At 62.2% G+C, this 14,355-nt stretch carries 14 protein-coding genes; 3 read left to right on the forward strand and 11 right to left on the reverse strand.

All coding sequences use genetic code 11. The features are described 5' to 3' along the window. Position 1 precedes the first annotated feature (1 nt). The 3 genes from gatB (at position 2) to DSC91_RS26475 (ending at position 3,329) form a co-directional block, all read left to right on the forward strand. On the forward strand, positions 2-1,477 hold the full coding sequence (gatB, locus tag DSC91_RS26465; protein ID WP_115781564.1) for an Asp-tRNA(Asn)/Glu-tRNA(Gln) amidotransferase subunit GatB: 1,476 nt from the start codon (positions 2-4) through the stop codon (positions 1,475-1,477). A gap of 177 nt (positions 1,478-1,654) precedes the next feature. After that, the gene (locus DSC91_RS26470) at positions 1,655-2,494 is read left to right on the forward strand and encodes a PPK2 family polyphosphate kinase (protein WP_115781565.1); all 840 of its coding nucleotides are present in this window, start codon (positions 1,655-1,657) and stop codon (positions 2,492-2,494) included. 55 nt (positions 2,495-2,549) lie between these two features. Beyond that, entirely contained in the window at positions 2,550-3,329 is a 780-nt protein-coding gene (locus tag DSC91_RS26475) for an exodeoxyribonuclease III (protein WP_115781566.1), read from the forward strand. Positions 3,330-3,440: 111 nt separating this feature from the next. Here DSC91_RS26475 and DSC91_RS26480 read toward each other — a convergent pair whose 3' ends face one another. The 11 genes from DSC91_RS26480 to argB all read right to left on the reverse strand — a co-directional run bounded on the left by DSC91_RS26480 (position 3,441) and on the right by argB (position 14,190). Further along, complete coding sequence (locus tag DSC91_RS26480) at positions 3,441-5,057, reverse strand: T6SS phospholipase effector Tle1-like catalytic domain-containing protein (RefSeq protein WP_115781567.1); 1,617 nt, start codon at positions 5,055-5,057, stop codon at positions 3,441-3,443. A 21-nt stretch (positions 5,058-5,078) separates the two neighbouring features. Beyond that, the gene (locus tag DSC91_RS26485) at positions 5,079-5,558 is read right to left on the reverse strand and encodes a DUF3304 domain-containing protein (RefSeq protein ID WP_115781568.1); all 480 of its coding nucleotides are present in this window, start codon (positions 5,556-5,558) and stop codon (positions 5,079-5,081) included. Positions 5,559-5,582: 24 nt separating this feature from the next. Next, a complete protein-coding gene (locus DSC91_RS26490) occupies positions 5,583-6,062 on the reverse strand; it encodes a DUF3304 domain-containing protein (protein ID WP_115781569.1) in 480 nt (159 codons plus the stop codon). Between the two features lie 24 nt (positions 6,063-6,086). Further along, on the reverse strand, positions 6,087-6,569 hold the full coding sequence (locus DSC91_RS26495) for a DUF3304 domain-containing protein (protein ID WP_115781570.1): 483 nt from the start codon (positions 6,567-6,569) through the stop codon (positions 6,087-6,089). A gap of 260 nt (positions 6,570-6,829) precedes the next feature. Then, positions 6,830-8,116 (reverse strand): M48 family metallopeptidase, encoded by a 1,287-nt coding sequence (locus DSC91_RS38330; RefSeq protein ID WP_373291826.1) that lies wholly within the window; start codon positions 8,114-8,116, stop codon positions 6,830-6,832. Positions 8,117-8,118: 2 nt separating this feature from the next. Beyond that, on the reverse strand, positions 8,119-9,513 hold the full coding sequence (locus DSC91_RS26510; RefSeq protein ID WP_115781573.1) for an AmpG family muropeptide MFS transporter: 1,395 nt from the start codon (positions 9,511-9,513) through the stop codon (positions 8,119-8,121). Positions 9,514-9,527: 14 nt separating this feature from the next. Further along, positions 9,528-10,136, reverse strand: a complete 609-nt coding sequence (gene metW / locus DSC91_RS26515; protein ID WP_115781574.1) for a methionine biosynthesis protein MetW — start codon at positions 10,134-10,136, stop codon at positions 9,528-9,530. Then, a complete protein-coding gene (metX, locus tag DSC91_RS26520) occupies positions 10,133-11,278 on the reverse strand; it encodes a homoserine O-succinyltransferase MetX (RefSeq protein WP_115781575.1) in 1,146 nt (381 codons plus the stop codon). Before metX ends, metW begins: the two co-directional genes overlap by 4 nt. A 310-nt stretch (positions 11,279-11,588) precedes the next feature. Next, on the reverse strand, positions 11,589-12,287 hold the full coding sequence (slmA, locus tag DSC91_RS26525; protein WP_115781576.1) for a nucleoid occlusion factor SlmA: 699 nt from the start codon (positions 12,285-12,287) through the stop codon (positions 11,589-11,591). Further along, on the reverse strand, positions 12,254-13,057 hold the full coding sequence (locus DSC91_RS26530) for a pyrimidine 5'-nucleotidase (protein WP_115781577.1): 804 nt from the start codon (positions 13,055-13,057) through the stop codon (positions 12,254-12,256). Before DSC91_RS26530 ends, slmA begins: the two co-directional genes overlap by 34 nt. Before the next feature lie 233 nt (positions 13,058-13,290). Continuing rightward, positions 13,291-14,190 (reverse strand): acetylglutamate kinase, encoded by a 900-nt coding sequence (gene argB, locus DSC91_RS26535; protein WP_007179687.1) that lies wholly within the window; start codon positions 14,188-14,190, stop codon positions 13,291-13,293. Positions 14,191-14,355 lie beyond the last annotated feature (165 nt).

Here is a 14,355-nt window from a genome sequence, read left to right on the forward strand (position 1 = left end):
CATGACCAAGCAATGGGAAGTCGTGATCGGTCTGGAGACCCACGCGCAACTGTCGACCCAATCGAAGATTTTCTCGGGCACCGCCACGCAATTCGGTGCTGCACCGAACACGCAGGCCAGCCCCGTCGATCTGGCATTGCCGGGCACGCTGCCGGTGATGAACCGTGGCGCCGTGGAGCGGGCGATTCAGTTCGGCCTCGCGATCGGCTCGACGATCGCGCCGCGCAGCATCTTCGCGCGCAAGAATTACTTCTACCCCGATCTGCCGAAGGGCTATCAGATCAGCCAGTACGAAATCCCCGTCGTGCAGGGCGGCCAGGTGACGATTCAGGTCCCGGCTAACGAGAAGGCCGGCAAGGAAGCGTACGAGAAGGTCGTCAACCTGACACGCGCTCACCTCGAAGAAGACGCGGGCAAGTCGCTGCACGAAGACTTCGCGGGTATGACGGGCATCGACCTGAATCGCGCCGGTACGCCGCTGCTCGAAATCGTCACCGAGCCGGAAATGCGCAGCGCGGCCGAAGCAGTCGCGTATGCCAAGACGCTGCATACGCTGGTCACGTGGCTCGGTATCTGCGACGGCAACATGCAGGAAGGCTCGTTCCGTTGCGACGCGAACGTGTCGGTGCGCCCGGTCGGTCAGGCGGAATTCGGCACGCGGGCCGAGATCAAGAACCTGAACTCGTTCCGCTTTCTCGAAGAAGCGATCCAGTACGAAGTGCGCCGCCAGATCGAATTGATCGAAGACGGCGGCACGGTGGTGCAGGAAACGCGTCTGTACGATCCGGACAAGCGCGAAACACGTTCGATGCGCAGCAAGGAAGACGCGCACGATTACCGCTATTTCCCCGATCCCGATCTGATGCCGCTGGTGATCGACGCGGCGTGGGTCGAACGCGTGAAGGGTGAGATGCCGGAACTGCCGGTGGCGATTCAACAGCGCTTCGTCACGCAATACGGCCTCACGCCGTACGACGCGAACGTGCTGACGTCGAGCAAGGCCATGGCTGCGTATTACGAGGCGGTTGTGGTCAAGGTGGGTCCGGCGCAGGCGAAGGTGGCGGCTAACTGGTTGATGGGCGAAGTGTCGTCGCAACTGAATCGCGAAGGCCTGGATATCGCAGAGAGTCCGGTTTCGTCGGCGCAACTCGCGCTGCTGCTGCAACGTATCGCCGACGGCACGATCTCGAACAAGATCGCCAAGGAAATTTTCCTCGCGATCTGGGAGGAGAAGGCCACCGACGAAGCCGCTGCCGACCGCATCATCGAAGCGAAGGGTTTGAAGCAGATTTCGGACACGGGCGCGCTGGAAGCGATTATCGACGAAGTGCTCGCCGCGAACCCGAAGTCGGTTGAGGAATTCCGCGCCGGCAAGGAAAAGGCGTTCAACGCGCTGATCGGCCAGGCGATGAAAGCGACCAAGGGCAAGGCCAATCCGGCGCAGGTGAACGAACTGCTGAAGAAGAAGCTGTCCTGAGTTGACACTGGATTGCAGCATCGGCTGATGCTGGGTTGAACCTCATTTGAAGAGCCACGGCTGAAGCGCGAGCTTCGGTCATCACGGGCTGTTGCCGGAAACGAAAGTGGGGCAACGGCCCGTTTCATTTTGCGGGCCCGCTTTTATGTACCGCTGAACGCAGATCACGGAGTGTGAATGGCGAAGCAACCTGAACTCGACGATTTCCGCGTACCGTATTTCGACGAAAGCAAGAAGAACGGCAAGTTCTCGCTCGACGCTTTCGACCCGACCGCGAAGCCGTTTTCGACCGGTTCCAAAGATGCCGACCGGGCGCGTTTGTCGGAGATCGGCGCGAAGCTCGACACGTTGCAGGAGTGCCTGCATGCGCAGCAGAAGCGTCGCGTGTTGCTGGTGCTGCAGGGCATGGACACGAGCGGCAAGGACGGCACGATCCGCGCGGTGTTTCATGAAGTCGATCCGCTTGGCTTGCGCATCGTGCCGTTCAAGGCGCCGACGCCTGTCGAAGTGGCGCACGATTTCCTCTGGCGCGTGCATGCACAGGCGCCCGCTGCCGGTGAGCTGACCATCTTCAACCGCAGTCACTACGAAGATTTGCTGGTGCCGACCGTGCTCGGCGATCTGGATGCCGAAGCATTCGAGCGACGCTGTGGCCATATTCGCCAGTTCGAGGAACTGCTCGCATACAGCGGAACCGCCATCGTCAAGTGCATGCTGCACATTTCGAAAGATGAACAGCGTGAGCGTCTGCAAGCGCGCATTGACGATCCGAGCAAGCACTGGAAATTCGACGTCTCCGATCTCGAAGCCCGCAAACATTGGGACAAATATCAGGCGGCGTACCGTGACGCGCTGGCCGCGACGTCGACCGATTACGCGCCGTGGTACGTGGTTCCGGCCGATTCGAAGACTCATCGCAATGTGATGGTCGCCGAGTTGTTGCTGCGCACGTTCGAAGCGCTGAAGCTCGAATATCCGCCTGCTAAAGAATCGCTGAAGGGCGTCAGGGTCGAGTGACCATTTTGCCTTGTGCTCTTTGCTCCAACAACGAATCGAACATAAAAGGAACGACATGTTGCGTGTGATTACCGCCAACCTGAACGGCATCCGCTCAGCGGCAAAAAAGGGTTTTTTTGAATGGTTCGGCGAACAGAAAGCCGACGTGCTGTGCGTGCAGGAAATCAAATGCTCGCAAGACGACATGACGCCGGAATTCATGGCGCCGCACGATTACACCGGCTATTTCCAGCATGCGGTGAAGAAAGGCTATAGCGGCGCGGGTGTGTACACGCGTCACGAACCGGATGAAGTGGTGATCGGGTTCGGCAGCGAGGAATTCGATCCGGAAGGGCGCTATGTCGAACTGCGCTTCGGCAAGCTTTCGGTGATCTCGGTGTACGTGCCGTCGGGGTCGAGCGGGGAAGATCGCCAGCAGGCCAAGTTCCGGTTCATGGACGAGTTCATGCCGCACCTCGCGGAACTGGCCAGGAAGCGCGAAGTGATCGTGTGCGGCGACGTGAACATCGTCCACAAAGAGATCGACATCAAGAACTGGAAGAGCAACCAGAAGAACTCAGGCTGCCTGCCGGAAGAGCGCGAGTGGCTCACCAAGCTGTTTGACGAAGTCGGTTACGTCGACGTTTTCCGCACGCTCGACCAGCGGCCCGAGCAATATACGTGGTGGAGCAATCGCGGTCAGGCGTATGCGAAGAACGTGGGGTGGCGGATCGATTATCAGATCGCGACGCAGGGTATTGCCGGCAAGGCGAAACGCACCGACGTGTTCCGCGATATCAAGTTCAGCGACCATGCGCCGTTGACAGTCGACTACGATCACAAGATGGCGAAGTGAGGTCGCTGTAGATCGGTTTGTCTCACCGGGCGAGCGTTCGCATACGATGCAGCGCGCGCTGGGGGTGTTGATGGTGGCTTATCTCCGGCCTTGATCTCCGCGCCCCGATTTTTACGCGATCGCCTGAGTGTCGCTATCGATGTCCTGCGAGTGTGCATAGTATTTTTTGCCATCGCAGTACACGCCGCGTGGCTCGTGCAGTGCGCATGGCCAAGAGGTGAAGGGGGCGACCGAGTCGTGTACGTACTCAGCCAGCAGGCTATCGACCGCAGGAGGAATGGCGCTCGAATCGTCCCACGACGAGAGGATCAGTCTTTCGTAATCGGTCAACGGGCGTGGCGGCGGTGGTGGCCAATCGCGATCGGCCTGACGGGATTCGACCGGATTGCGCAGAAATGCGATCTGCTGCATGAGGCGCCGTTGTTCGCCCAGTAACTGTTTTGCTTGCGCCTCGGGTTGGGCGGGCACGTCGTAGATCCACGTGTTGGGCCTACAGGGCGGGTGGTCCTGATCCGTAGCAGGCGGCACGCTTGCGCAGGCGGCGCGGTTGACCTTCCCGTAGAGCTGGCCAAGCACGCGTAAATCGGAACGCTGCCGTGCAAGCATGCCGCGCCAGCGGAAATTCAGGCGGCGGTGCGCGTGAATCAAGGCTTCGAGATCGTTGCCGGTCGGTTCGGGCAAGGCGGTCATGTAGTCTTGGTATAGGCTCGATACCGGGTTGTCATCGGGAAGCGAGTAATCCGGTTGGAGCAGCATTGGCAACTGCCGTGGCAGTTGCATCGGCACACCAGCTCGCAGTGCATCAGCCAGCATATGACGCAACGGAATGCGCGCAAGGTCGCAGCTACGGCCCTGTTCGTCAGGCGCGTAGCCGCCACCAACGTCCGAATGAACGCCTGGGTACACCACCTCCTCGCAGTTGACGGGGTAGGTGCGTCCCACCCGCACCGAATCGAGCGGGAATGCCTGCCGTACCTCGTGTGCTGAAACGTAATGCACGCACCGCTCCACCTCGGGCGGAATCGCCAGTTCTGATGCCCAGTCGAGGTGTAGCGTCGGGCCGCCGACCGATGCGACCGTATCGAACAAACCCATGAAATTGATGCGCAGTGGCACGCGCTCGCCGTTCGGGGCGAGCCAGACCAAACCGTTATCGGTGCGTTTGCTCTTCAGGTCGATCAACCGGCGTACGAAGGTGCGTGCTTGTGTTGCGCCGCGCGAGAAGCCGAAGATGGCGACGTTGATGAACTGCATGCACTTCCACGCAGCCGAGCCCCATTCGCGTTCGAGAATGCGGGAAAACTCCGCAAGCGCGAACTTGATGCGCATGTCGCCACCTGCGCCCAGCCCGAGTCCTAACGCGCCCCCGGGATCGTCTTCGAGCGTGTCGGTATAGCCGACTACCTTGGGAAAGCGGAAGGGCGTGCCGACACCAGGGATGTAGCGAGGCGAGGAGCCAAGGCGTCGCCGGTCATCGACGGCGGCACCGAAGAGCTTGGCAATGTTCGAATGTCTGTCGAGCGGTTGATCACGCTCCAGATTGTTGTTGGTACCATCAAAGAAGAACGACAGCTTAGGATAGAGGCGGCATTTGGCGTCCATGTAGGTGTACGGACCATCCTTGTTGGACGGCGCGAACAGCTCCTTGGCGCGTTTATCTACACCCTGAATGACGGCCCTGTCTATTTCTTTGTCGGTAATTGGCGCACTGGCTTGGCGAACAGTCATCAGTTTTCCTATGAAAGTGAGTTATCTATCGGCGCAGCCCGATCTGGAAGGTGAAAACGCCAGCTCGGCCGTATTGAGGTCACGCAGGATCACGCAGACGTAGGCGTCGTCCTTGTTCGGATCGGGGTCACTGTGCGGACCATCTGCTGGGAAGTGGGCCAGCATTGAGTGTGTTTCCCTGTTCAGCGCCGGGGTGTTGCCTTTCGGGTCTTCTTCAGACCACTTCCATCGGACGGTTGAGGGGCTGTGCCAATCCGTGAGTCCAGGGTGACAGCAAGCTGCGGCTGCGCCGTCGTTATGTGGCGGTGCATCGCCCGCCCAGTACTTGTCGACGAATACCTCAAATGCATAGCGGCCCGTATGATTGATGGGCACCATCGCCATGGCTGTTGCGCGGGAAGCAAACGGATCATCCGGCAGGCGGGGAGACCCGGTACATGCCGAGAGCGTGACCAGCGCGCAGACAGCGAGGCTGGTTAAACGGAGGGGGATTACTTTCATAGCGCCTGTTCCTGTGAAAGTGAGTTATCTATCGGCGCAACCCGAAGCGGAAGGCGAAAACGCCAGATCAGCGGTATTGAGGTCACGCAGGATCACGCAGACGTAGGCATCGTCTTTGTTCGGATCGGGGTCGCTGTGTGGGCCATCTGCTGGGAAGTGGGCCAGCATTGAGTGCGTTTCCCTGTTCAGCGCCGGGGTGTTGCCTTTCGGGTCTTCTTCAGACCACTTCCATCGGACGGATGAGGGGCTGTGCCAATCCGTGAGACCAGGGTGGCAGCAAGCTGCGGCTGCGCCGTCGTTATGTGGCCGTGCATTTCCGGCCCAATATTTGTCAACGAAGATGTTCACTGCATAGCGGTCCGTATGATTGATGGGCACCATCGCCATGGCGGTTGCGCGGGACGCAAACGGATCATCCGGCAGGCGGGGAGACCCGGTACATGCCGAGAGCGTGACCAGCGCGCAGACAGCGAGGCTGGTCAAACGGATAGGGATTACTTTCATAGCGCCTGTTCCTGTGAAGGTGAGTTATCTATCGGCGCAACCCGAAGCGGAAGGCGAAAACGCCAGATCAGCGGTATTGAGGTCACGCAGGATCACGCAGACGTAGGCATCGTCTTTGTTCGGATCGGGGTCGCTGTGCGGGCCATCTGCTGGGAAGTGCGTTACAACTGTTCGCTGCTCGCGCGGCTTCAAAACGACTCTGGTTTCAGGATCGGATTCCTGGCCCCATGTCCACGTGACGGTTGCCGGGCGGCTCCAGTCGGCAAGACCGGGATAGCAGCAGGCGGCTGCTCCTCCGCCGGCGTGTTCATCCACATCACCTGCCCAATGCTTGTCGATGAAGATGCTCGTGGCATAGCGGCCCGTATGATTGATGGGCACCATCGCCATGGCGGTTGCGCGGGACGAAAACGGATCATCCGGCAAGCGCGCGGACCCGGCACACGCCGATAGCGTGACCAGCGCGCAGACACTGAGGCTGGTCAAACGGAAAGAGGACGGTTTCATGCCGGCTATTCCTGTTTTAGTCGAAGCGGTCGTTCGCCCTGCGTTTGCCTGCTGTGGCAAACGTGCAGGCAGCGAGGGTCCGCTGTGCACAAAGAGAGGGTCTCTTCGCGCTACCTTTGTCGACAGGAATTTAAGCCGGTTTTGATATCGGCTATCTTATTAAGCTGGTGAACCACGTCAGCTTGATAGCGAATGCGGGATAGGGATGTGGGGGACGTGCCCGAGTCCAGGGCGGACTCGCGATGAAGCCGCTATTGTTCTCAGTCCCGCGAGGCGGCGCGGCGCGGGCGGCCCATGCCGGCATAGTCCGGCAGCGCATCGACGCTCTTGCCGATTGCCTTCGCGTAGAGCGGCAGCATATCCGGCAAACGCTTGACGATGTCGTGGCGTCGCGTCGGCGTGTACGGGTGCACGTAGATATAGCCCTGATCGCGAATGCTGCGCGTGGCCGTGGCCAGCTTGTCCCACAGCGTGACGGCCGCGCGCGGATCGAAGCCGGCGCGAGAGGCGATATCGCTGCCGATCACGTCGGCCTCGGTTTCGTCGGTGCTCTCGTACTTCATCTCCAGCAAACGCGAACCGATGCCGAGCGGCGCCGCGCCCAGATCGGCGAGTCCGAATAGCTGCGGGATCGTGCCGGACGAGTCGAGCTGGCTCGACTGCAGTTCGCCGAGCCGCTCGCGCGCATGTTCGCGCAGTGCGTGTGCGATCTCGTGACCGATCAGCATGCCGAGTTCGTTGTCGTTCAAACGCGTGCGGTCGAGCAGGCCGCCATACACCACGATCTTGCCGCCCGGCAGGCAGTACATGCGGATGTCGGACGAGCGCACCACGGCGACATCCCACTTCCAGCCCCTGGCCCGCTCGTTCCATTTCAGCGAGTAGGGGATCAGCTTGTCGACGATCGACCGCACCCGCGTGACGTGGGCGTCGGTGTCGCCGTACAGGCGGTTTGCGTGTTCTGCCCCGTACGTGATCTGGCTGAACTCTTCGGCAGCTTGCGCCTCGAGCATCGGCGATGGGATCAGGTTGCGGAATACGAGGTAGCCGCCATAGCGCAACTGTGTGCTCGGCGCGCTGTAAGACGGGGGAGTAGGGGCGTTGGCGGTTGCGGCGGGCGTCGGCGTCGCTGCCGGCGCTTTTGCGGTCGCTGCCGGCGTCGAGGTGGCTGCGGGCGTTTTGGCCGTTACCGGTGCAGGTGGCGGCTGCATCGAAGAGGGTGGTGCCGCGGCCGCAGGTGCGCTGCCGGCATTCGTGGCGCTGGTCGCGCCGGACGCCGCCGGTGTCGCGTTTTCAGCGCTCGCCGTATTCGGCGCCGATTTTGCCGACGGGGCAGGGGCCGGCGCCGACGTGGTGGCTGTGGCCGGCGCGGCGGCACTGGAGCCGACTGCCGGCATGGCGGTCGCGTAGGCGCTCAGCGGCACTGCCAATGTCAGGCTCGCGCAACCGAGCGCCAACGCTGCACGCAGCACCGCGCGTCCGGCCTTGAGCAAACACATCCCGCCGGCATCCGAAACCGGGCGCGCCACACGCTTTGACCGAAGCATCGTCACGACCGGATTCTCCACGGCGCGATGCGCAGCAGAAGCAGCATGCCGGGCAGCCCCAGCGCGGTACACACGATGAAATAGTCGAACCAGCCGATCCGCGCGACCACATAGCCGCTCGCCGCCGATGCCAACGTGCGCGGCACCGAAGCCAGGCTCGTGAAGAGCGCGAACTGCGTGGCGGTGTAACGCGGGTCCGTGGTGCTGGCAATGTACGCGGTGAAGGCCGCCATCGTCAGCCCGGTCGCGAAGGTTTCCAGGCCGTAGACCAACGCCAGTGCGACGGAGCGCGGGTCGAGCTGCACGGTCCAGTCGACGCCGACCAGCGCGAGCAGCTTCGAGGTGCCCTGGCTCAGCCAGACAGCGATGTCGTAAATCACGGTCAAACCAGGCGATGCCGGGCCGAGATGCGCAAGCCATGCAAAGCCGAGCGTCGACACCATCTGCAGGACGCCGAAGATCCAGAGTCCGCGGCCGATACCGACTCTCATCAGCCAGATCCCACCGACGATCCCGCCCGCCAGACTCGCGCCGAACGCGGTAGTCTTGGCGATCACGCCAATCTGCGTGCGCGAAAAGCCGATGTCGAGAAAGAACGACGTGGACAGCGTGGTCGCCATCGTATCGCCGAGCTTGTAAAGGAAGATGAAACCGAGCACGAACAGCGCGCCGCGCCAGCCGTCGCGCTGGATGAATTCGCTGAACGGTTGCACGATCGCTTCGCGCAGATTCTTCGGCGGCGTGCCGTGCACCTGGGGCTCGCGCACCACCAGCGTCATGACCATGCCGGGCAACATGAACGCGGCGGTGACGATGAACACAGTGGCCCAGGGCAGATGGTCGGACAGAATCAGCGCCAGCGAACCGGGCACCAGCGCGGCGATCTTGTAGGCGTTCACGTGCACCGCATTGCCGAGACCCTGCTGCGTGTCGCTCAGCAACTCACGCCGGTAGGCGTCGATCACGATGTCCTGGCTCGCACCGAAAAACGCGACCAGCGCCGTCAAAGCCGCCACGGTCCAGATCGAATCCTTCGGCGACACGAAGCCGAGCGTGCCAATCGCGCCCGCCACCAGAATCTGCGTGACCAGCATCCAGCCCCGCCGTCTGCCCGGACGCCAGCCCGGAAAACGTGGCACGTAGCGGTCCATCAGCGGCGCCCAGACGAATTTCCAGGTGTAGGGGAACTGGATCAGCGCAAAAAGGCCGATTTCCTTCAGATTGACGCCTTCGGAGCGTAGCCACGCCTGCACCAGATAGACGAGCGTGAACAGCGGCAGTCCCGACGTAAAGCCGAGAAAGACGCAGATCAGCATGCGCGTATTCAGGAACGCGCGCCAGCCGGGATGTTCTTCGTGAGCGGTAAGTGCAGGCGCCTCGTGCGGCGGGTTCGACATGTGGATAAGTGGCGTTAGCTTTTCTTGACGCGATAGACCGCAAGACTACCACGCCAGTTCACGCCCCATCGCACCACCTGGCCTTCGTGAAGCACCACGCGATCGAGAATCTCGATGCCGACTTCCGGCGCCAGCGCCTCGAAATCCTTGATCGTCAGTACCCGCACGTTCGGCGTGTTGTGCCACTGGAAAGGCAACGACTTCGACACCGGCATGCGGCCTTGCAGCACGGACAGCCGATGTGCCCAGTAGCCGAAATTCGGGAACGAGACGATGCATTCCTTGCCCACCCGCACCGTCTCGCGCAGGATCGCGGCGGTCTGATGGATGGTTTGCAGCGTCTGCGACAAAACCGCGAAATCGAAGCTGCCGTCTTCGAACAGGCGCAGGCCGTCTTCCAGATTCTGCTGGATCACGTTGACGCCGTTTTGCGTCGACGCCAGCACGCCGGCGTCGTTGATTTCGATGCCGTAGCCCTGCACGTCCAGTTCTTCGGTCAGGAGCGACAGCAGCGAGCCGTCGCCGCAACCCAGATCGAGCACGCTGGCGCGCGGTTCGACCCAGCGGGCGATCGCGCGGAAGTCCGGGCGCAGCGCCAGGTAATCGAGTGCTCGCTGGTTCATGCGTTCACCTCGTTCGCAATACGTTCGTAATAGGCGCGCATCAGGTTGTGATAGCGCGCGTCGTCGAGCAGGAAGGCGTCGTGGCCGTGCGGCGCGTCGATTTCCGCGTAGGTCACCGTGCGCTTATGGTCGAGCAGCGCCTTCACCAGTTCGCGCGAACGGGCCGGCGCGAAACGCCAGTCGGTCGAGAAACTGGCGATCAGGTATTTCGCGGTGGTGTGCGCGACGGCGGCGGTCAGATCGCCGTCGAAGGCCTTGGCCGGATCGAAATAGTCGAGCGCGCGGGTGATCAGCAGGTACGTGTTCGCGTCGAAGTAGTCCGCGAATTTGTCGCCCTGGTAGCGCAGGTACGATTCCACTTCGAATTCGACGTCGAAGTTGAAGTTGTACGCGTCCACCGCGCCTTCCGCGCGGCGCAACGAACGGCCGAATTTCTCCGCCATGTCGTCGTCCGACAGGTACGTGATGTGGCCGATCATGCGCGCGACGCGCAAGCCGCGTTTGGGCTTCACGTTGTGCGCGTAGTAGTTGCCGCCGTGGAAGTCGGGGTCCGACAGGATCGCCGAGCGCGCCACCTCGTTGAATGCGATGTTCTGCGCGGACAGCTTCGGCGTGGACGCGACCACGATGCAATGGCCCACGCGCTCCGGATACATCATGCTCCACGCGAGCGCCTGCATGCCGCCGAGGCTGCCGCCCATCACCGCGGCGAAACGCGCGATGCCGAACTCATCGGCGACGCGTGCCTGCGCGTTCACCCAGTCTTCAACCGTGACGACAGGAAAGGTCGCGCCGTACGGATGGCCCGTCGCCGGATCGATGCTCATCGGCCCGGTCGAGCCGAAGCACGAACCCAGGTTGTTGACGCCGATCACGAAGAACCTGTTGGTGTCGAGCGGCTTGCCCGGGCCGACCATGTTGTCCCACCAGCCGATGTCCTTCGGGTCGTCGGCGTATACACCTGCCACGTGGTGCGACGCGTTGAGCGCGTGGCACACCAGCACGGCATTGCTGCGCGCGGCGTTGAGCGTGCCGTAGGTCTCGACCATCAGGTCGTAACCGGCCAGCGAGCTGCCGTTCTGCAGCAGCAGCGGCTCGGTGAAATGCATTTTCTTGGGAGCGACGATACCGATCGATTCCATTCATTCCGCCATTTAACAAATACAGGGCGGCTAGATTGGCGTCGGCGAAGCACGGAGGAGAAGCGGTGTGCGCGGCTGACGACCTCTTTAGCCGCATTTATAGTGAACCACGGGACCGTATGTTCCCGGTAGTTCGCGCGCCCGCAATCGAGTCAGCAAATCGGCGCGTAGTAGGTGTTCAAGGTGTTCAGGGTGCTCTGGACAACGGCCTCAGGCGTAGTGAGTTGCCGAAGTCAGGGGCAAAGTATAGCGGAAAATTTCATGCGGCAGCGTCGCGGGCGCTGCCGTGCCACTGCACCTGCCGCGCGGACTACTGAGGAATCAGCAGCAGTTGCGCGTCGGCGTGCTCGGCGGGCGCCCGCGCAAAGCCGCTGCGCACATACCGATGCCAGCGGCCGATGATGTAGCTCAGCAGCAGGCTCGCGCGGATCGCGGGATCGTAGCCGGCGGGCAGCGGTGCGGCATGCGCATTTGCGCTCGGCCCCGCGCTTTCACCCGCGCTGGCGTTTGCCTCCGTCTGAGCCAGCCGCAAACATTGCTTCAACGACGCCTCGACCCGCTCAAGCATCTGATTGACCCGCTCGGTCAGCCGTTCGTGCTCGCCGACCAGTGCCTCGCAGGTCAGCACGCGCGTCATGCCGGGATTCTTCGCGGGGAAGTTGAGCAGCATCAGCGCGATCGCGCGGGCTTGCAGCACGCCGTTGCTTTCCTTATCGGCGATCTGGTTGATCAGTCCGAAGATGGTCTGCTCGATGAACTCGATGAGCCCTTCGAACATTTGCGCCTTGCTGGCGAAATGGCGGTACAGCGCGGCTTCCGAGACGCCTAGCCGGGCGGCGAGCGCCGCCGTGGTGATCTTTTCGCTCTTCGGCGCCTCCAGCATCGCGGCAAGCGTCTGCAGGATGTGCACGCGGCGCTCCCCCGGTTTCAGGCGCGCGGCACGTGCGGCGCCCGACGGGGCGGGTTCGTGTTCGGCTACGGCTTGGTCAGGCTTGTCGATCGGCTGCATGGCTGTCGCCCCGTCTGCTGTCTCTTCAAACGAACCGAGCGGCTGCCCAGTCGTAGCGATTTTAACGAACGAATGCATCGATCGACATAGTGCGGCCGGCCGGTGCCCGGCAGACGCGTCGGCACGCCGTCCGCGTGTGCTTTGCGCGGCAGATGGCCGGTAATCCACACGGTGCGGATGCCGAGCCGCCGATAGTTTTTCAGATGCGAGCGCGTGTCTTCCACGAGGATTACGTCCTTGAGCGAGACGTGCGCGTCGCGCATCGCCCGGCGCAGCATCGAATGGTCGGGTTTGGCGCGCCAGTGACGGCGATCGCGCATATGTTCGATCGCAATCACCTGTTCGAACAGACGCTCGATGCGCAGCTTGGCGAGCACCGCGCGCGCGTAGGCCTCGGGGGCATTGGTCAGGACGATCTTGCGACCGGGCAGCGCCGCGACGAGCCGGGCGACACCGCGTTCGTGGCGGATCATCGAACCGAGATCGGGGAACGTGTGGACGACTTTCAGGAAGTCGTTCGGGTCGAGCGGATGGTGGCGCGCGAGGCCGAGCAGCGTCGCGCCGTAGCGTTGCGTGTAGCCGGTGCGCAGACGGTTGGCTTCGTCGATGTCGACTTGCAATGCGTCGATGATGTACTGCGTCATTCCCTCATTGATCGCCGGAAAGATCGCGTGCGAGGCGTGATGCAGCGTGTTGTCGAGATCGAACAGCCAGACCGGACTGCCGCCTGCGATATGCGGACGACGGCGTCGGGAAGTGGGGGTGCGCATGATGGAGGACGCCGTTCAGGCGCGGGCAGTCGCTTCACGCAGCAAACGCGGACGACGCTTCGCGATGCGGAAGGCGATAAAAGAGGGGAGAGCGTTTTTGCGCCGGCGAGCGGCGCGTTGTGTATCGTTTGGCGCAGCGGCAGCGGCAGCGGCAGCGGCAGCGGCAGCGTAACTGCACGGCACACGTGGCACGCCTCGCTGGCGTACCACGTGTGCCGGGTTTGAGGCAGGAATCAATGCGAGCGGATCATCGTGCCGAACGGCTGTTCGGTGAGAATTTCCAGCAGCACCGAGTGCTCGATGCGGCCGTCGATGATGTGTACCGAACGCACGCCGCTCTTCGCCGCATCCAGCGCCGACGAGATTTTCGGCAGCATGCCGCCGGAGATCGTGCCGTCCGCGAACAGCCCGTCGATTTCGCGAGCCGACAGATCGGTCAGCAGATTGCCTTCCTTGTCCATCACGCCGGGGATGTTGGTCATCATCACGAGCTTTTCGGCGTTCAGCACGACCGCCAGCTTGCCCGCGACCAGATCCGCGTTGATGTTGTACGACAGGCCGTCTTCGCCGAAACCGATCGGCGAGATCACCGGGATGAACGCGTCGTCCTGCAGTGCTTTCACGACCGCCGGGTTGATCGCCTCGACTTCACCCACCTGGCCGATGTCGACGTACTGGCCCGGATTGTCGCGATCCGGCATCAGCATCTTGCGCGCGTGGATCAGGCCGCCGTCCTTGCCGGTCAGGCCGACCGCATGGCCGCCAAAGTGGTTGATCAGCGTGACGATGTCCTGCTGCACTTCGCCGCCGAGCACCCATTCGACGACTTCCATCGTCTCTTCGTCGGTGACGCGCATGCCCTGAATGAACGTGCCCTGCTTGCCGATTTTCTTCAGCGCCTGGTCGATTTGCGGACCGCCGCCGTGCACGATGACCGGATTGATGCCGACCAGCTTCAGCAGGATCACGTCGCGCGCGAAGCCCTGCTTGAGCCGTTCCTCGGTCATGGCGTTGCCGCCGTATTTGATGACCACGGTCTTACCGTGATACTGGCGAATGTAAGGCAGCGCCTCGGCCAGGATTTCAGCCTTCAGGGTGGGCGCGATCTGCGAAAGGTCAGGAAGCTCGGACATGGCGGCAGGCTCTGGCACGGGACAGTTAAAACACGGCGAATTGTACAGGACTGGCGCGCTGCAACAGGGTTTTCGACGGCGGTGCCGGTGACGGGCGGCACCGGCTTTGCGCATTGCGCAATGAGCGGCCCGAAGCGGCGGCCGACAATCAAGCTTACCGCCGTT

It is taken from the genome of Paraburkholderia caffeinilytica (genome assembly GCF_003368325.1).
GTDB classification, from domain to species: domain Bacteria; phylum Pseudomonadota; class Gammaproteobacteria; order Burkholderiales; family Burkholderiaceae; genus Paraburkholderia; species Paraburkholderia caffeinilytica.